The organism is Streptomyces sp. NPDC048295, assembly GCF_040652135.1.
Taxonomy (GTDB): domain Bacteria; phylum Actinomycetota; class Actinomycetes; order Streptomycetales; family Streptomycetaceae; genus Streptomyces.
The window spans coordinates 165500-184082 of the sequence record NZ_JBEZLL010000005.1 but is presented as its reverse complement, the minus strand read 5'-3'; the positions used below and the strand labels follow the sequence as shown (position 1 = coordinate 184082).

12 protein-coding genes and 1 pseudogene are annotated in these 18583 nt (G+C 74.0%); 6 read left to right on the top strand and 7 right to left on the bottom strand.

Features of this window, described 5'->3' with window-relative positions; translation table 11 throughout:
- The first annotated feature begins 3 nt into the window (after positions 1–3).
- Positions 4–2838, top strand: a complete 2835-nt coding sequence (locus AB0D53_RS09435) for a DEAD/DEAH box helicase (protein WP_362442465.1) — start codon at positions 4–6, stop codon at positions 2836–2838.
- 222 nt (positions 2839–3060) lie between these two features.
- Here the strand turns inward: AB0D53_RS09435 and AB0D53_RS09430 are convergent, their stop codons facing one another.
- From AB0D53_RS09430 to AB0D53_RS09420, 3 genes and pseudogenes are all read right to left on the bottom strand, one after another.
- On the bottom strand, positions 3061–4161 hold the full coding sequence (locus AB0D53_RS09430) for an LLM class flavin-dependent oxidoreductase (RefSeq protein WP_362442462.1): 1101 nt from the start codon (positions 4159–4161) through the stop codon (positions 3061–3063).
- Positions 4162–4367: 206 nt separating this feature from the next.
- Positions 4368–5633: pseudogene (locus tag AB0D53_RS09425) on the bottom strand (allophanate hydrolase); the annotation flags it as partial.
- 9 nt (positions 5634–5642) lie between these two features.
- Positions 5643–7151: a helix-turn-helix domain-containing protein gene (locus tag AB0D53_RS09420; RefSeq protein WP_362442459.1), complete on the bottom strand. Its 1509-nt coding sequence runs from the start codon at positions 7149–7151 to the stop codon at positions 5643–5645.
- Positions 7152–7240: 89 nt separating this feature from the next.
- Between AB0D53_RS09420 and AB0D53_RS09415 the strand changes: the two genes are divergently transcribed.
- The 5 genes from AB0D53_RS09415 (at position 7241) to AB0D53_RS09395 (ending at position 13866) form a co-directional block, all read left to right on the top strand.
- On the top strand, positions 7241–8287 hold the full coding sequence (locus tag AB0D53_RS09415; RefSeq protein WP_362442456.1) for a DUF917 domain-containing protein: 1047 nt from the start codon (positions 7241–7243) through the stop codon (positions 8285–8287).
- A complete protein-coding gene (locus tag AB0D53_RS09410) occupies positions 8284–9624 on the top strand; it encodes a hydantoinase/oxoprolinase N-terminal domain-containing protein (RefSeq protein WP_362442453.1) in 1341 nt (446 codons plus the stop codon). Before AB0D53_RS09415 ends, AB0D53_RS09410 begins: the two co-directional genes overlap by 4 nt.
- 95 nt (positions 9625–9719) lie before the next feature.
- Positions 9720–11156 carry a cytosine permease gene (locus AB0D53_RS09405; protein ID WP_362442450.1) on the top strand — a complete coding sequence of 479 codons (1437 nt, stop codon included), beginning with the start codon at positions 9720–9722 and terminating at the stop codon, positions 11154–11156.
- 48 nt (positions 11157–11204) lie between these two features.
- Positions 11205–12800 (top strand): hydantoinase/oxoprolinase family protein, encoded by a 1596-nt coding sequence (locus AB0D53_RS09400; protein WP_362442447.1) that lies wholly within the window; start codon positions 11205–11207, stop codon positions 12798–12800.
- The gene (locus AB0D53_RS09395) at positions 12793–13866 is read left to right on the top strand and encodes a DUF917 domain-containing protein (RefSeq protein WP_362442444.1); all 1074 of its coding nucleotides are present in this window, start codon (positions 12793–12795) and stop codon (positions 13864–13866) included. The genes AB0D53_RS09400 and AB0D53_RS09395 overlap by 8 nt, the downstream gene beginning before the upstream one ends.
- Positions 13867–13952: 86 nt before the next feature.
- Here AB0D53_RS09395 and AB0D53_RS09390 read toward each other — a convergent pair whose 3' ends face one another.
- The 4 genes from AB0D53_RS09390 to AB0D53_RS09375 all read right to left on the bottom strand — a co-directional run bounded on the left by AB0D53_RS09390 (position 13953) and on the right by AB0D53_RS09375 (position 18583).
- Entirely contained in the window at positions 13953–14396 is a 444-nt protein-coding gene (locus tag AB0D53_RS09390; protein WP_362442441.1) for an SPW repeat protein, read from the bottom strand.
- Between the two features lie 134 nt (positions 14397–14530).
- Positions 14531–15496 carry an ADP-ribosylglycohydrolase family protein gene (locus AB0D53_RS09385; RefSeq protein WP_362442438.1) on the bottom strand — a complete coding sequence of 322 codons (966 nt, stop codon included), beginning with the start codon at positions 15494–15496 and terminating at the stop codon, positions 14531–14533.
- Positions 15497–15537: 41 nt separating this feature from the next.
- A complete protein-coding gene (locus AB0D53_RS09380) occupies positions 15538–17067 on the bottom strand; it encodes a molybdopterin-dependent oxidoreductase (protein WP_362442964.1) in 1530 nt (509 codons plus the stop codon).
- 151 nt (positions 17068–17218) lie between these two features.
- Positions 17219–18583 carry a deoxyribodipyrimidine photo-lyase gene (locus tag AB0D53_RS09375; protein ID WP_362442435.1) on the bottom strand — a complete coding sequence of 455 codons (1365 nt, stop codon included), beginning with the start codon at positions 18581–18583 and terminating at the stop codon, positions 17219–17221.

The window sequence follows — 18583 nt, the reverse complement described above, 5'->3', positions numbered from 1 at the left end:
AAGATGACAGAGGACCTCTCACCAGCTGAGCGATACCAGGCTTCTCGGATCCGCGCCGCCGAGCAGGCCACCGCACTCGCGCCGTTCCGCGAGCTGTACGAATTCGATCTGGACCCGTATCAGATCGAGGCCTGCGAGGCCCTGGAGGCCGGCAAGGGGGTGCTCGTCGCGGCCCCGACCGGTTCGGGCAAGACGATCGTCGGTGAATTCGCCGTGCACCTCGCCCTCGAACAGGGCCGCAAGTGTTTCTACACCACCCCCATCAAGGCCCTGTCCAACCAGAAGTTCACCGACCTGGTCAAGCGCTACGGACCGGAGAAGGTCGGCCTGCTGACCGGCGACAACAGCGTCAACGCCGATGCTCCGGTGGTCGTCATGACCACCGAGGTGCTGCGGAACATGCTGTACGCGGGCTCGCAGGCGCTGCGCGGCCTCGGCCATGTGGTGATGGACGAGGTGCACTACCTCTCCGACCGCTTCCGGGGCGCCGTCTGGGAGGAAGTGATCATTCACCTCCCGGACTCCGTCACCCTGGTGTCACTGTCGGCGACCGTGTCCAACGCCGAGGAGTTCGGCGACTGGCTGGACACCGTCCGCGGTGACACGGAAGTGATCGTCTCCGAGAGCCGGCCCGTGCCGCTCTGGCAGCATGTGCTGGCGGGCCGCCGGATGTACGACCTCTTCGAGGAGGAGACCGACCACGGCGGCCGCGGCGCCGGACGCCGCGAGGTCAACCCCGACCTCGTCCGGCTGGCCCGGATGGAGAATCAGCGCGGGTACAACCCGCGCGAGCGCCGCCGCGGCAAGATGGTCCGGGAGGCCGACCGCGAGCGCGAGCGGCGCCAGCGCAGCCGGATCTGGACCCCGGCCAGGCCCGAGGTCATCGACCGGCTGGACGCCGAAGGGCTGCTCCCCGCCATCACGTTCATCTTCAGCCGGGCCGGCTGCGAGGCCGCCGTGCAGCAGTGTCTGCACGCCGGACTGCGGCTCAACGACGAGGACAAGCGGCGTCTGGTCCGCGAGATCGTCGAGGAGCGGACCGCGTCCATTCCCGGCGAGGACCTCCATGTCCTGGGCTATTACGAGTGGCTCGAAGGACTGGAGCGGGGCATCGCCGCGCACCACGCGGGCATGCTGCCGACGTTCAAGGAAGTCGTCGAGGAGCTGTTCGTACGCGGGCTCGTCAAGGCCGTCTTCGCCACCGAGACCCTCGCCCTCGGCATCAACATGCCCGCGCGCTCCGTGGTGCTGGAGAAGCTGGTCAAGTGGAACGGCGAGCAGCACGCCGACATCACCCCCGGTGAGTACACCCAGCTGACGGGGCGGGCCGGGCGGCGTGGCATCGACGTCGAGGGCCATGCGGTGGTGCTGTGGCAGCGCGGAATGGACCCGGGCGCGCTGGCCGGACTCGCGGGTACGCGTACATATCCGCTGCGGTCCAGCTTCCGGCCCTCCTACAACATGGCCGTCAACCTGGTGCAGCAGTTCGGGCGGCACCGCTCGCGCGAGCTGCTGGAGACCTCCTTCGCACAGTTCCAGGCGGACCGGTCGGTGGTCGGCATCTCCCGGCAGGTCCAGAAGAACGAGGAGGGGCTGGAGGGTTACCGGGAGGGCATGACCTGCCACCTCGGCGACTTCGAGGAGTACGCGCGGCTGCGCCGCGACCTCAAGGACCGGGAGACCGAACTCGCCAAGCAGGGCGCCACGCAGCGGCGGGCCGAGGCCGCGGCATCCCTGGAGCGGCTCAAGCCCGGCGACGTCATCCATGTGCCCACCGGTAAGTTCGCCGGACTGGCCCTGGTCCTCGACCCCGGCCTGCCCGCCGGGCGGACCAACGGGCACGGCCACCGCGGGCTCGAATACCACGACGGGCCGCGGCCGTTGGTGCTCACGGCCGAGCGCCAGGTCAAGCGGCTCGCCTCGATCGACTTCCCCGTTCCGGTGGAGGCGCTGGAGCGGATGAGGGTGCCGAAGTCCTTCAATCCGCGTTCCCCGCAGTCGCGCCGCGACCTGGCCTCCGCGCTGCGGACCAAAGCCGGGCACATAGTCCCCGAGCGGCACCGCAAGGGGCGGTCCGCCGCGGCCGACGACCGGGAGATCGCCCGCTACCGGGCGGAGCTGCGGGCGCACCCCTGCCACGGGTGCGCCGAGCGTGAGGACCATGCGCGCTGGGCCGAGCGGTATCACCGCCTGCAGCGCGACACCCGGCAGCTGGAGCGGCGGATCGAGGGGCGGACGAACACGATCGCCCGCACCTTCGACCGGATCGTGGCGCTGCTCACCGAGCTCGACTATCTGCGGGGCAATGAGGTCACCGAGCACGGGCGCCGGCTGGCGCGGCTCTACGGCGAGCTCGATCTGCTGGCGAGCGAGTGCCTGCGGGCCGGTGTGTGGGAGGGGCTGAACCCCGCCGAACTCGCTGCGTGCGTCTCGGCGTTGGTGTACGAGGCGCGGCAGGCCGACGACGCGGTGGCGCCGAAGCTCCCGTCGGGGCCGGCGAGGACCGCGATGGGCGAGATGGTCCGGATCTGGGGCCGGCTCGACGCGCTGGAGGAGGACTTCAAGATCAACCAGGCGGAGGGCGTCGGGCAGCGCGAACCGGACCTGGGCTTCGCCTGGGCGGTCTACATGTGGGCCTCGGGGCGGACGCTCGACGAGGTGCTGGGCGAGGCGGAGATGCCGGCCGGGGACTTCGTGCGGTGGTGCAAGCAGGTCATCGACGTGCTGGGGCAGATCGCGGCTGCGGCGCCCCGGGACGGGAGTTCTGTGGCACGGAGTGCGCACAAGGCGGTGGACGCGGTGTTGCGGGGAGTCGTGGCGTACAGCTCTGTGGGGTGAGACGGCCGACGGGTGCGGGCTTCCTGGGCGGGGGTTGCGGTGTGGGGGGCGGTGGGGCGTTGCGGTGCGGGGTGCGCCTGCGGCGGGCTTTCCCCGGCCCGCCCCTTCCCGTAACCGGGGCTCCGCCCCGGACCCCGTTCCTCGAACGCCGGAGGGGCCGGGGTGCTGGGGAAGCCGGGGTGCCGGAGAGGCCGGATGTCCGGCCTCTCCGGCACCGGGGCGTTACGCAGCCGAGTGGGCGGTGTCCCGCTTGGCCACTTCCTCCCGGACTATCGGGATGACATGACGGCCGAAGTCGATCGCGTCGTCCAGCAGGTCGTAGCCGCGGGCCGAGAGGATCTCCACGCCCAGGTCGTAGTAGTCCAGCAGGGCCTGTGCCACCGTTTCGGGGGTTCCCACCAGGGCCGTCGAGTTGCCGGCGCCGCCCGTCTCCGCCGCGGTCGGTGTCCACAGGGCGCGGTCGTGGCGCTCGCCCTCGGCCGCCACCGCCAGAAGCCGTCGGGAGCCGGTGTTCTCGGGGTTCCTCAGCGGGTGACGGCGGCTCAGCGGTGCGCCCGCCCGGCGGGCCTTGATCCGGGCCAGGGTGCGGTGTGCCTTCTCCCAGGCCAGTTCCTCGGTCGGTGCGATGATCGGGCGGAAGGCGACCTGGATCCTCGGCACGTCCGTACGGCCCGCCGCCTTCGCGGCCTCCTTCACCGAGGCGATCTGCTCGGCGGTCCGTGCCAGCGGCTCGCCCCACAGGCAGTAGATGTCGGCCTCGGCGCCCCCTGCCGCGTACGCCGCCGGTGAGGAACCCCCGAACGAGACCTGCGGATGCGGCTGTTGTACGGGGAAGGTGTCGCTCACGAAGTCGTTGAAGCGGTAGTGCGTGCCCTCGTGGTCGAAGGGTTCGTGCGAGGTCCAGGCCTTCTTGATGATCTGGATCGCCTCGCGGGTGCGCGCGTACCGCTCGTCCTTGGTCAGGAAGTCGCCCTCGCGCTGCTGCTCGTGGTCATTGCCGCCGGTGATGAAGTGGACGGCGAGGCGGCCGTCGCTGATCCGGTCCAGGGTGGCGAAGGTCTTGGCCGCGAACGTCGGGTACGAGACGTTGGGGCGGTGTGCCACCAGGATCTGGAGCCTCTCGGTGCGGGCCGCGACGTAGGCGGCGGCCGGCGACGGGTCGGGGGAGCCGGAGCCGTACGCGAACAGCACCCGGTCCCAGCCGTGGTCCTCGTGCGCGCGGGCCAGTGCGAGGGTGTACTCCTTGTCGAAGGACGCCCCGGAGCGGGGGGTCACCTCGGAACCTTCGTTCGTTGCTGCGATGCCGAGAAACTCGACGGGCATGGCGAAGCCTCATCTCGTGCTGCGGGAAACCGGTCGTGGGAAGCGCTGACGTGGAAACGGTCAGCGGCAACACGAGGCGGACCACACTCGACCGAAGTCGATGTGGTCACGGGTGACCAGCCGCAGCTGAGGGCGCATCTGCTCAGTGGAACAGGTGTGCTGGCGACCAGTCAACCGTTACCGGGGGCAATGGCCGGGCCCCGGTCCAGCAGGGCCGCGATCCGGGCCTGCCGTGCGTCGGTGTGCGCCGGGCCGACCAGCATCACGCCGAACGGCAGGCCGTCCACCTCACCGGAGGGGGCCGCCACCGCGCACATACCGAGCAGGGTGGTGGAGCTGGTGAACCGGCCGAGGCGGGTGTTGCCGCCCACCGGGTCCGCGGCGACCTCCGCGAGGGTGGGATGTCCCGGCGCGGTGGGCAGCAGAAGGGCGTCCGCGTCGCCGAGTGCGGCCGTCGCGGCGGTGCGCAGGACGGCCAGCCGCGCCTGGTCGGCGAAGAGCCGGTGTGCCGGGATGTCGCGGGCCGCGGTGATGGTCCGGGCCACCACCGGATCGAGGCCGGGGGCGTCGGGCGCGCCGTCGATGAAGGCGCCGACCGCCGTATAGCGCTCGGCGACGAACGCGCCGCCGTACAGCATCGCCCCGGCCTCGGTGAACGGTGTGAGGTCGATCGGCCGGAGCAGCGCGCCCGCCGCGCGGAGCCGGGCGGCCGCCGACTCGTACGCCGCCGCCCAGCCCGGGTCGAGCTCGCCGAGCTGTCCGGTGGGCGGGACCGCGATCCGCCAGGGGCCCGGAGCGCGGGAAGGGCCGGGCGCCGGGGCCGGGCCGGTCATCACGGCCATCGCCCGTTCGGCCTCGGGGAGCGTACGGGCGAGGACGGTGACGCAGTCCAGGCTCGCGCAGGCGGGGACCACGCCGTCCGCCGGGACGAGACCACGGGTCGGCTTCAGTCCGAAGACGCCGTTGAACGCGGCGGGGACACGGCCGGAGCCCGCGGTGTCCGTGCCCAGTGCGAGATCCACGATGCCCAGGGCCACCGCGACCGCCGATCCGGAACTGGAGCCGCCGGCGACCCGGTCCGGATCCCGCGCGGAGGCCACCGCGCCGTACGGGGAACGGGTGCCGGTCAGGCCCGTGGCGAACTGGTCCAGATTGGTCGTGCCGAGCACCAGGGCCCCGGCGGCCCGCAGCCGGGCCACCACCGGGGCGTCGTGCTCCGGCTCGTACGCGTACGACGGGCAGCCCGCGGTGGTGGGGAGGCCGGACACGTCGATGTTGCCCTTGACGGCCAGCAGGCGGCCCGCGAGGGGGAGGGACTCGCCCACCGCCAGGCGGGCTTCGAGCCGTGCCGCCTCCGCCTCCACCTCGCCCGCAGGCCGCAGACCGATCCAGAGCTCGGGACGTCCGACCGCTTCGATCCGGGCGCGGGCGGCCCGGACGCGGGTGAGGACGGGGGAGGTCGTCGGCGGCACGCTCACTCCTCAGGGACGGTTCGCCGGGGCGGTGGACAGGCCCGCGCGGCAGGCCAGTTGGAGGGCGAGGCGGACGTCCGGCTCGTTCAGATCGGTGCCCGTCAGCTGGACGATCTTGCGGATCCGGGCGCCCACCGCGTTCCGGTGCAGGTGCAGTGCCTCCGCGGCGCGGGCGGGAGAGTTGTTGTGGTCCAGATAGACCTGGAGCGTACGCAGCAGCGGCTCGGCGCGCTCCGGGCCCAACGCCAGTACCGGGGCCAGGAGTTCACTGACCGCCTCGCGCGCCGTGTCGGAGGCGTACCACTCCAGCAGCATCCGGTCCAGGCCCACCGCGTCGTGTGCCGCCACCGCGGGCCCCGCACCGCGCGGCACCGCGGCCCGGGCCTCACGGGCGGAGGTGCGGATGCCCAGCGGGCCCCGGTGCGAGGAGCCCACGCCGCACCGCAGCCCGTCCTCCGGGCGCAGTCCGGCCAGCCGGTCCACCACCCGGCGGGCGCGGGCCAGGGTGGCGCGCCGCCCGTCCGGACCCGGGTCGGCGGGCCAGGTGCTGAGCAGGACGAGGGCGTCGTCGACCAGCGCGGCGTTCCACTGGACGGTGTCGGCGGCCTGCGGCGCGGCGGTGGTGCCGGGGAGCGCCGCCGCGCCGTCCCAGGCGCGCAGCAGGGTCAGGGCCCGGGACATCACCGCGTCCAGCGCCTTCGGCCGGTTCGAGGCGTCCAGGCCGCCGGCCTCCACCCGCAGCGCGATGTGCCAGCCGTCCACCGGCAGCGCGAGCGCCCGGCCCCGGGCGGCCAGCCGGGCGGCCTGGTCCTGCGGGGCCACCAGCAGCTCGGCGAGCAGCCGGCCCCGGGAGCGCACGGGTACGTCCCCGTGCCCGCCGCCCGCGGCGGCCAGGGCCGCCAGCGCGAGGACGGAGCGCACCGCCTCCCCCGCGTGACCGGGGCGGGCCGGGGCCGCGAGCCGGATCTCGCCGTCCGGGCCCGCGGCGGACGCGCCCTCCTCGCCCGGCCCCGCGGCGCGCAGCTCCACCGGCACGCCCAGGGCACGGCCCGCCGCCGAGGCCACCCGGCCGGGGTCGCCCGCGACGGCCGCCACCTCGCGCGCCGCCTCCGAGACGCGGGCCAGCGCGTCCGCCGCGGACCCGGCCACCGCCCGCTCCACGGCGACCACGAGGGCTGCCAGGTCCCCGTCGGCGTACAGCACCGAGACCCGGCCCCGCTCGGCCAGCGCCCGCGCCGTCGCCGTCACCTCTGCGGGCAGCCCGTGCGGTGCCTCCGTCACGCCCGTCAGGACCAGCGCGGCGGCCCCCGCCGCGGCCGCGTCCCGCACCGCCACATCCAGCAGATGGCCGGGCACCGGGGCCAGCAGCACGGCGACCGTCCCGGCGGGGATGGCCGCGAGCCGGTCCGGGCGCGGCTCCAGGCGCACCCCCGTGACCTCCACCGCGTCGAGCGGGCCCACCAGCGGGCGGACCGCGTCGAGTCCGGGGGAGGAGAGGAGTTCCAGGATCTTCGCCATCCACCCAGTGTGCTGCAAGCACACCGGGTCGTGGAAGCACGGGCCCATGGCCCATGGGGGGCGGGTTCCGTCTCCGTACGCTGGGATGCATGCACGTGGACGCCGGAGCACTCGCCGACTTCGCGCGGGGCTGTGCCGTCCTGGGATCAGGGGGCGGCGGACCCGCCGATGTGACGCTTCCCGTCGCCGGACAGGCGATCGAGGAGTGCGGTCCGGTGCCCGTCGTCGACCCGGCCGCGCTTCCCGCCGACGCGCTCGTCATGCCCGTGGGGCTCGTGGGGTCGCCCGCCGTCACCGCCGAGCGGATCGGCGGCCGGGCCGAACCCGCACGGCTGCGCGCCCGCTTCGAGGCCTTGCACGGCGCCCCGGTCGCCGCGGTGATGAGCAGCGAGATCGGCGGGCTCAACGGCTGCGTCGCGGTCGCCTGGGCGGCCCGGCTCGGGCTGCCGCTGCTCGACGCCGACTCGATGGGCCGGGCCTTTCCCCGCATGGACCAGAACGTCCTGGAGCTGGCCGGACTGCGCCCGGGACCGGCCGTGCTCGCCGACGAGCACGGTCACACCGTCGTGGTCGACGATGTCGACGGCGCGCACCTGGAACAGTTCGCGCGTGCCGCCGTCGTCGCCTTCGGCGGGCGTGCCGCGTCCACCGACTACCCCCTGACCGCCGGGCAGGCGGCCCGGTACGCCGTCGCCGGTTCGGTCACCCGGGCCCTGGCCCTCGGCCGCGGCGAAGGCCCCGCACCGCTGCTGACCGGCAAGGTCTCGTCCGTCCGGAGGTACGCCACCGAGGACGCCGACGGCGCCGACGCCACCGGCGTCCTGCTGGAGGGCGGCGGTCCCGACGCGGGCCGGCTGGTGCTCGTCGAGGCCCGCAGCGAATTCCTCGCGGCCCTGGAGGACGGCACCCCGCTCGCCGTCGTACCGGACGTCATCGCCCTGGTCGACGTGGCGACCGGCTGGGCCGTCCCGGTCGAGGAGGTCCGTTACGGGCTGCGCGTGCACCTCGTCACGCTCCCCTCGGACCCCGCCTGGTACACGCCCGAGGGCCTGCGGCTGGCGGGCCCGGCCGCCTTCGGTCTCGCCGGTCTTCCGGCCGCCGCGGGCGGACGCCGGCCCCCGGGAGGCACACCGTGATCCTCGGAGTGGACGTCGGGCCCACCAACACCGATGCCGTGCTGCTCGACGGAGACCGGGCGGTGCGGGCCGTGAAAGTGCCCTCGCTGGCCGGTGACGCCGTCGGATCGCTCGCCGCCGCCGTCCGTGCGCTCCCCGCCGAACCGCGCGGCCGTGCCACCCAGCTCGCCGTGGGTCTGCGGGTCGCCGCCCGCGCGGTCAGGGAGCGGGACGGGCTCGCCCGGGTCGGAGTGCTGCGGGTCGGGGGCGCCGCCGCCGACGCCGTGCGGCCGCTCTTCGGCTGGCCCCGGGCGCTGCGCGACGCCGTGTGCGCGGGCACCGCGAACGTCGCCGGCGGCGGCGGTCTGGCCCCCCGCGACCTCATACCGCTCGACCGGGACGCCGTCGCCCGGTTCGGTGCCTCGCTCGCCGGCCGCGCCGAGGCGTTCGCCGTCACCGCCGTGTTCTCCCCCGTCGACGGCGGCCAGGAGCGGGAGGCCGCCGAGATCCTGCGCGCCGAGACCGGCCCCGACACGACCGTCCTGCTCTCCAGCGACGTCGGCACCCTCGACCTGCTGGCCCGCGAGAACGCCACGGTCCTCGACGCCGCCCTGTCCGTGCTGGTGGCCAAGGTCGCCGACGAGCTGACCGCCACCCTGCCCCGTCTCGGCCTCGCCCCCGGCGCCGCCGTCCTCGTCACCCGCAGCGACGGCACGCTGATGAGCCTGGAGTACCTGCGCCGGCAGCCCGGACTCAGCCTGGGCAGCGGACCCGCCTGCACGATCCGGGGCGCCGGACTCCTGGCCGGACTCGGGGACGCCGTGGTCGCCGACATCGGGGAACGCCGCGCCCGCGTGGGGGCGCTGACCGGCGGCTACCCGCAGGAGGCCGGACCCGGCGAACGCATCGGCGGCGTCCCGGTCAGCCTGCGCTTCCCGGACCTGATCACCGTGCGCGCCGACGCCCACCGCGAACTCGCCGAGGCCGCCGACCGGATGCGCCCCGCCGCCGGACTCCTCCCGCTGATCCTGGTCGGCGGCGGCGCGGGCGGCGTACCCGGCGGGGTGCTGACCGGATTCGACGTCGTACGCCCCGAACACGGCGGCGTGGCCGGGGCGTTCGGGGCGGCGGCCAGCCCGGTCGGCGGCCACTGCGACCGCATCGTCAGCCGGGCCCCCGGCCGGCGGCTCGACGCCGTACGCGACGAAGTACGCGACCTGGCCCGGGCCGGTGCCGTACGGGCGGGGGCCGACCCCAGGCGCGTACGCACCCATGCGGAGCCGGACCTCCCGGTGCCGTACCTGCCCGGTGCGGTGCTCCTGCGGGCCCGCGCCGTCGGGCCTCCCCTCCCGCTCTGAACCCCGCTCCTCACCCCTTTCCCTCCCCTTCGGAGCAGCCCGGCGCCGTGCTGCTGCGCCCTCCTGCCCGCCCGCTCACCCGAGGAACCGTCCCCATGACCCAGAAGTTCGATGTGCATCACGAGCCACCCGCACGGACACCGGCGCGGCCGGAGCCGCCGCAGCAGGACGAGGACTACCCGCTGGAGCGGGTGCCGCGCGCGGCCCGCTACTCCTGGTTCAACGTCGCGGTGCAGCGCTTCGGCCAGCTCTCCGACCTGACGCAGTTCCTGCTGGGGGCCGCGCTCGGTGCCGGGCTCTCCTTCTGGGGCGCCTTCTGGGCGTTCACGCTCGGCTCGGTGATCCTGGAGATCGTCTGCATATTCGTCGGCATCGCCGGTATGCGGGAGGGCCTGTCCACCTCGATGCTGGTCCGCTGGACCGGCTTCGGCCGTTACGGCTCGACCCTCATCGGACTCGTCATCGCGGTCAGCCTGTTCGGCTGGTTCGGTGTGCAGACGGCGGTGTTCGCGGCCGGGCTGCACTCCATCGTGCCCGCCCTGCCGGTCTGGGCCTGGTGCCTGATCTGCGGGCTCGGCGTCACCGCGCTCGTACTGCGCGGCTTCCGTGCCATGGGCTGGACCGCGTTCGTCACCGTGCCCGCCTTCCTCGGCCTCGCGGGCTGGGCGATGATGGTCGAGTTCTCCCGGCACGACGTCGGTGACCTGGTGGCCTCGGCTCCGTTCGGCGCCCACATGTCCATCGCCACCGGCGCGACCATCGTCGCCGGCTCGTACATCGTCGGCGCGGTCACCACCCCCGACATGACCCGTTTCAACCGCAACACCGGCGACGTCGTCAAGCAGACGGTGGTGGGCATCAGCCTCGGTGAGTACGTCCTGGGCCTCGGCGGAGTGCTGCTCGCGTACGCGGTGAAGTCCTCCGACCTGATCGCCATCATCACCTCCTCGTCCGGTGTCATCGGCGTCATCGTCCTGGTCTCCGCCACCGTGAAGATCAACAACTGGAACCTCTACTCGTCCTCGCTCGGCCTGATCGGCGCGGTCGAGGCACTGTTCAAGGTCCGGCTGAACCGGGTCGGCACGACCGTCATGATCGGTGTCCTCGGCAGCCTCGCAGCGGCCGCCGGAATCCTGGACCGGTTCACCGACTTCCTCACGGTGCTCGGCGTCCTCACCCCGCCCGTCGCCGGGATCATGGTCGCCGAGTACTTCGTGGTGAAGAAGTGGCGGCCGCAGCTGGACGCCTCGCGCTCCCTCGGACGGCTGCCCGAGACCGAACCCAGCTGGGTGCCCGCCACGATCGCCCTGTGGGCCGCCGCCTCCCTGTTCGGCTGGCTCGGCGACCACTACCAGTGGTGGGGCATCCCGGCGCTCAACTCACTGCTGCTGGCCGGGCTCGGCTACGTCGTCCTCGGCAAGCTCGGCCTGGTGCGCGGCGCCCGTGACCTGCCGTTCGAACAGCCCGTCCGCCCCGCGGCGGCGATCGAGGCGGAAACGGGCACGGCCTGGTCGCCCGAGGCCGCCGTCTGACCCGTACGCCACCCGAGAAGCCCACCCCCTACGAAAGACAGACACACCATGCGCATCGGAATCGACGTCGGAGGAACCAACACCGACGCCGCCCTCCTGGGGGACGACGACCGGATCATCGCGACCGCGAAGACCCCCACCACCCCCGACATCACCTCCGGCGTGACCTCGGCGATCCGGGCCCTGGACCCGCCGATGGAATCGGTCACCGCCGTGATGATCGGCACGACGCACTTCCTCAACGCGCTGATCGAGGGCGCCCGGCTCGCCCCCGTCGCCGCGGTACGCCTCGGCCTGCCCGCCACGGCGGCGCTGCCGCCGATGACCGACTGGCCGGAGCGCCAGCGGGCGGCCGTCGGCGGGCACGGCTATCTCTGCCACGGCGGGCGGGAGTTCGACGGACGGCCGCTGTCGCCGCTCGACCCCGAGGAGCTGAAGCGGACCGCCGCAGACATCGCCGCGCGCGGTCTGACCTCGGTGGCCGTCTCTTCGGTGTTCTCCCCGGTCGCCGAGGAGGACGAGCGCCGGGCCGCCGAGATCCTCGGCGCCGAACTGGGCCCCGGTGTGCACTTCTCGCTCTCGCACGAGCTCGGCCGGGTCGGGCTGCTGGCCCGCGAGAACGCCACGATCATCAACGCGGCCCTGCGCGACCTGGCAGCCGTGATCGTGGAGTCGTTCGCCAAGTCGCTCGCCGAGGTGTCGCTGACCGCCCCGTTCTTCCTGTCGCAGAACGACGGCACGCTCATGGACGTGGACTTCGCCCGCTCCTACCCGGTGGCCACCTTCGCGTCGGGGCCCACCAACTCGATGCGCGGCGCCGCCTTCCTGTCCGGGCTCGGCGACTGCGCGGTCGTCGACGTCGGCGGCACCACCGCGGACGTCGGCATCCTGGCCGGCGGCTTCCCGCGCGAGGCGGCGGGGGAGAGCGAGGCCGCGGGCATCCGTACCAACTTCCGTATCCCCGACGTCCTCTCCCTCGGGATCGGCGGCGGCTCCCTGGTGTCGCCGGACGGCGAGACCGGTCCCCGCTCGGTCGGATTCCGGCTCACCGAGGAGGCGCTGGTCTTCGGCGGCTCCACCCTGACGGCGACCGATCTCGCGGTCGCCGCGGGCCGCGCCGACATCGGCGACCGCTCCCGGGTCGCCCACCTGGACCCGGAGTTCACCACCCGCGCGCTCGACCGGATCGCCGCGCGGCTGGCCGAGACCGTCGACCGGATGCGCACCTCGGCGGGGGCGCTGCCGGTCGTCGCGGTGGGCGGCGGCAGCGTACTGGTGCCCGCGGCCCTGCCCGGCTTCGACGATGTGCGCCGCCCCGGCCACTTCGGTGTCGCCAACGCGGTGGGTGCCGCCATCGCCCAGGTCGGGGGAGAGGTGGACCGGGTCTTCCAGGTCCCGGAGGGGCGCAGGGACGCGGTGCTCGCCGAGGCCCGTGAGGAGGCGGTGGGCCGGGCCGAGAGCGCGGGCGCCAGGCCCGGCACGGTCCGCGTCGTCGACGTGGAGGAGGTCCCGCTGGCCTACCTGCCGGGCGGTGCGACCCGTATCCGCGTCAAGGCGGTCGGCGACCTCGACCTGAACGGCATCGGCACCACCCACGCCCCGGCCGGGGCACGCGACACCCATGGAGCAGCGTCACATGCGTGAGATCAACCTCGACAACCTGGACGACATCGCGCGCGGCGCGGGCATCCTCGGCACCGGCGGGGGCGGCGACCCGTACATCGGCAAGCTGCTGGCCCGCGAGGCCATCCGCACGTACGGCCCGGTCCGCCTCGTCGCCTTCGACGAGGTGCCGGCCGACGCGACCGTGGTGCCCGTCTCGGGGATGGGGGCGCCGACGGTGCTGCTGGAACGCGTTCCCGCCGGCGGCGAGGAAGTGGCCGCCCTGCGCGCCCTGGAGAAGCACATCGGCCGGGCCGCCACCCACATCGCGCCGATCGAGGTGGGCGGCGTCAACTCCATGCTGCCCATCGCCTGCGCCGCCGAGGCGGGGCTGCCGCTGGTCGACGGCGACGCCATGGGCCGCGCCTTCCCCGAGGCGCAGATGGTGCTGCCCGGTCTGATCGGGGTGGCCAACACCCCGATGGCGCTCGCCGACGACAAGGGCAACAGCATCATCGTCGACGCCGTCTCCAACCACGCCGCCGAGCGCATCGCGCGGGCCGTCTGCGTGGAGCTCGGCTGCCAGATCTCCAGCGCCGACACCGTGATGCGGGGCGACCAGCTCGCCGACGGCCTCGTCCCCGACACGCTGACGCTCGCCGAGCGGCTCGGCGCCGCCGTGCGCGAGGCGCGCGCCGCGCACACCGACCCGGTGCGCGCGGCCCGGGCGATGCTGTCCGGCACGCATCTGCTGACCGGCAAGGTGATCGATGTGAGCCGCCGCACCCAGGGCGGCTTCGCCCGGGGCAGCGCCCGGATCGAGGGCATCGGCGAGGACGCGGGCCGGGTGCTGGAGCTCGGCTTCCAGAACGAGCATCTGCTGGCCACCCGCGACGGCGAGACGGTCGCCACCACGCCGGACCTCATCTGCGTGCTGGACACCGACACCGGCGACCCGGTGACCACCGAGGGCCTGCGCTACGGCCTGCGCGTCAGTGTCCTCGCGGCTCCCTGCGACCCGCGCTGGACCACCCCGGGCGGCCTGGCGCTCGCCGGGCCGCGGTACTTCGGGTACGACGTGGACTATCTGCCGTTCCGGCAGAGCTGACCCACGGGTTCGATCACACCGGTGCCCGGCCGGTCCGCGTGGAGCGGACCGGCCGGGCATCCCTTTGTGCCGAGCGATCCCTTGTCTCAGGCCGCGCGCTTGCCGCTCTTCATGGACACGGCCACGCAGACCAGTCCCAGCAGCACGGTCAGACCGCCGATGATGACGTTGTTCAGGACGACGCCGAGGCCGGGGCTGCTGCCGACGATCCACGTCGAGAGGATCGTCCAGATCCCCATCGCGCAGATGGCCCAGCTCAGGCCGTACATGCGCTCCGGCATGACGGTGAACCCGAGGCCCAGCGCGGCGATCGCGATACCCATGATCAGGTTGTGCGTCGTGAGTGCGGGCTGACTCGCGGTGAAGTGCAGCACCCACGGCGAAATGGCGCAGTAGAGACCGACGAGGAACACCGGTGCGTCCACAAGGGCCACATCGCGGCCGCCGAGCATGCGGTCGTAGCGATCGCGCATTTCGGAAACATCCGGGTGACTGGCCATGTCACGGCCGGTGTGCGAGAGGTTCGACATGGGGTTCGTCTCCTTCGCTCCTGCAGACCGACCCGCCCTTTCCGTGCCATGAGCGGCCTGCAATGTCATTCTGCGCTTATATCGCCCTTATGTGTAGATTTCCGGCCCGTAAAATCCGTGGGAACCACGTGGGATCACCTGGGGACCGTGCGATCCGGGCCACCGTCCAGCCGCCCCGCCAGGGCCACCAGGCCGGGCGTCCGCAGCACCCGGTCCCCGTACCCCGGCAGCGGCACGTGCAGCGGCTCCGTCCAGCGCGGGGGGATCGCGCCGAAGCCGTACACCGCGCCCGCCAGACCGCCGGTCACGGCGGCCACCGTGTCGGTGTCCCCGCCCGCGTCGACGGCCGCCGCCAGGGAGCTCTCGAACGTGTCCGTGGTGCGCAGCGCCCACAGCGCGGTGCCCAGGCACGGCCAGACCGCGCCGTTGAACTCCGTCGCCGCCCCGGGGTGCCAGTCCGGCGCGAGGACGGTGGCCCAGCGGCCGCGGTGATCCTCGTGCACACGGTCCAGGGCGTCCGGAACGGCGCGGAGCGGATCGCCGCCGTCCAGCGCCACCCGGATCAGCTCGTGGAGCACCGCGGTGCCCTCCCAGGCGGCCCGGTCGCCATGGGTCAGCGCGGCGATCCGGCGGGCGGCGTCCATGGTCGCCGTCCGGCCCCGCGCCGCGAAGTACACGGCGGAGGTGGCCGCCCGCATCAGTGAACCGTTGCCCGCCGCACGCCCGTTGACCTGGAAGTGCAGCGCCGCCGCGAGGTCCCACGGCTCGCCGCTCGTCAGGACGTCCTCGGTCTGGAGCCCGATGTCCTTCGGGTCGCCCGCCGCCCACCTGCGAAACCGGCCGAACATGTCGGGGAGGTCGAGGCCGCCCCGCTCCAGCAGCGACTCCGCGACCAGCACGGCCATCTGCGTGTCGTCCGTGGCCTCGCCCGGGTCCCAGCCGCCGCCCCCGCACATCGTGCCGACGCCGTCCGGGAAACGCGCCGTGTACACGCCTGCGGGGCCGAACTCGAAGGGCGCGCCCAGCGCGTCGCCCACCGCCGAGCCGACGACGGCGCCCGCCACCCGGTCCTGCCGTCCCATGCGGCCTGGAGGATTCATCCGGTCAGCGTACGGGCGACGCCTTCTGCCCGTGCGCCGGCTCAGGACACGTCGACCACCACCGAGTGCCAGCCGGTCGCGCCATCGGGCACGGTGCCCGTGCGAGTGCCGGTCTGGGTGGCGCCGGTTCCATCGGTGGCGCGGACCTGGAGGGTGTGACGGCCGGGTGTCGCGGCCCACTCCCACACCCACTGGCGCCAGGTGTCCCGGGTGTCCGCGGCGGCGAGCCGGGCCATGTGCCACTTCCCGTCGTCCACCCGGACCTCCACCCGGGAGATGCCGCGGTGCTGGGCCCAGGCCACCCCGGCCACCGGCACGGGGCCGGCCTTCGGGGAGGCGGGCGGGCGGGGGGTGTCGATCCGTGACTCGGTCTTGACCGGTGCCTGCTGGGCCCAGTCCCGCCTGACCCAGTAGGCGTCGTAGGCGGCGAACGTCGTCAGCTCGATGTCCGCGATCCACTTGCAGGCGGAGACGTATCCGTACAGGCCGGGTACGACCATCCGGACCGGGAAGCCGTGCTCGAAGGGCAGTGGTTCGCCGTTCATGCCGAAGGCCAGCATCGCGTCGCGCCCGTCCATCACCGTCTCGACCGGGGTGCCGATCGTCATGCCGTCGACGGAACGCGCCACGAGCTGGTCGGCGGGGCCGCCCTTCGACGGGGGGCGCACCCCGGCGTCGCGCAACAGATCGGCCAGCCGTACGCCGAGCCATCTGGCGTTGCCGACCAGGGGCCCGCCGACCTCGTTGGACACGCAGGTCAGGGTGATGTCGCGTTCGACGGTCTCCCTTCGCAGCAGGTCGTGGAGGCCGACGGTGACGGGCCGTGCCACACCCGCGCCATGGATCCTCAGCCGCCATGCGGCGGCGTCGAGGCGTGGCACGACCAGAGCCGTGTCCACCCGGTAGAAGTCCTCGTTCGGGGTGATGAACGGGCTCAGCCCCGGGATCCTCAGATCGGCACCGGCCGGGAGCGCCGGTGCGGCGGAGCGCGGTGCCGGGAGGACCAGGTCATGACGGGACGCCCAGGCTCCGGCCTGGACGGAGGAGGTGAGCCGCCGGCCCAGGAGCCCCGCGCCGGCAGAGGCCGCCGCCGTGGTGGCGGCCGCGACCACGAAGCCCCGGCGGTCGAAGCCGCCGTCCACCCCTTGCGCCCGTTCCCCGGCCGCGGGAGGGGACGCCGGTGCCAGCCGTCCGACCAGGAGGTACAGCACCGCGACGGCCACCGCGGCACCCACCACCGAGGGCAGCGCGTCGGCCGGCACGCCCTCCGGGCGCCCTGCCGCAGCCACGGCCCCGACCAGGCCGAAGACCAGGACGGCGGCCGACCCCATCCGCCGGTGCCGCAGCGCCAGCACCCCGATCGCCATGGCGAAGAGCGCCAGAAGGATCAGGATCCCGAGCTGGAGCACCAGCTTGTCGGAGGTGCCGAAGTTCCGTACGGCGAACTCCCGCACGGCCGGGGGAGTACGGTCGATCACCGCACCGCCCACCGCCGTGACCGGGCCCGCCTCGGGACGTACCAGGGCCGAGGCCAGCTCGGCGACCGCCAGGGCGCAGAACCCGGCGATCAGACCACTGAGCGCGGCGAGGGCGGTGCGCGTCCCGCCCGGTCGTGGGGGCCGGGCGGGCCCGGTCCGCGGTGCGTCGTCTCGATCTCCGTTCACGACGGGGATTCGTCGCCCGGCGCCGGGCGGATTGCTTTCCCACCCGATCGACGGCGCGTCAGTCCAGGCCGCGTGCCCGTTCGAACCGGGCCCGTGCCTGCGCCAGGCCGACGAGCGGATCCGGATAGTCGATCGCGGCCCGGCGCGGCCCGGTGATCTTCCACGGCTCGTGGATCTCGCCGCCCGCCAGTTCCGCGAGCTCCGGCACCCAGCGGCGCACATAGGCGCCGTGCGGATCGAACCGCTTGCCCTGGACCACCGGGTTCAGGAGCCGGTTGGGGCGGGTGTCGGTGCCGGTGCCCGCCATCCACTGCCAGTTGAGCTGATTGTTCGCCACGTCGCCGTCGACCAGCAGGTCCAGGAAGTGCCGGGCGCCCACCCGCCAGTCCGCGTACAGCGTCTTGGTGAGGAAGCCGGCCACGAGCATCCGGCCCCGGTTGTGCATCCAGCCCTCGTACGCCAGCTGCCGCATCGCCGCGTCGACCAGCGGGTAGCCGGTGCGCCCCGCGCGCCAGGCCTCGATCTCGTCCACGTCGCACCGCCAGTGGTCGTGCCGTGTGCGGTAGTCCTCCCGGGCGGCGTCCGGCCGTGCGGCGAGCACCTGGTGGTGGAAGTCCCGCCACGCCAGCTGCCGGACGAAGGCGTCGGCGCCCGGTCCGCCGCGTTCCCTCGCCCGGTTGATCACCTCGGCCGCCGAGAGGCAGCCGAAGTGGAGGTGGGGGGAGAGCCGGGAGGTCGCGTCACCGGCCAGATCGTCGTGACCGTGCTCGTAGTCGGCCAGCGGGCCGTGCAGCCAGGACGACAGCAGCCGGCGTCCGGCCGACTCGCCGCCCCGGGCGAGCCCGGGGGAGACGCCGGCCACCTCCGCCCGGACGGGCGGTGTCCCAGGGGCCACGCCGTCCGGCAGCCGCACCGCGCGGGGCGCGGCCAGTGTTCCCCGTACGCCCGACTCCTCCCAGCGGCGCAGGTACGGCGTGAACACCGCGTAGTGATCACGGCCCGCCGGGACGACCCGGCCCGGGGCGACCGCGGTGATCACCGCGTCGTGGACGTGCAGGGTGCAGCCGGCCTCCGCGAGAGCCGTGCGCAGCCCGCTCTCGCGGTGCGTCGCGTACCCGCTCACCCCGCCGGCGACGTGCAGACTGCGCGCACCGGTCTCCACGGCCACGGCACGGGCGGCGGCCACCACGTCGCCGTCCCGGACGACGAGCCGCCCGCCGCGGCGGCGCAGAGCCGCGTCGAGGTCGGCGAGGCAGTCGGCGAGGAACGCCAGCCGGTTCGGCGCGTCGAAGCCGGCCCGGTGGACGCCCCGGTCGCGTACGAACAGCGGGACGACGGCATCCGAGTCCCGTACCGCGGCCCGCAGCACCGGGTTGTCGTGCACCCGCAGGTCGGAGGTGAACAGCGCGACGGAGACGGTCAT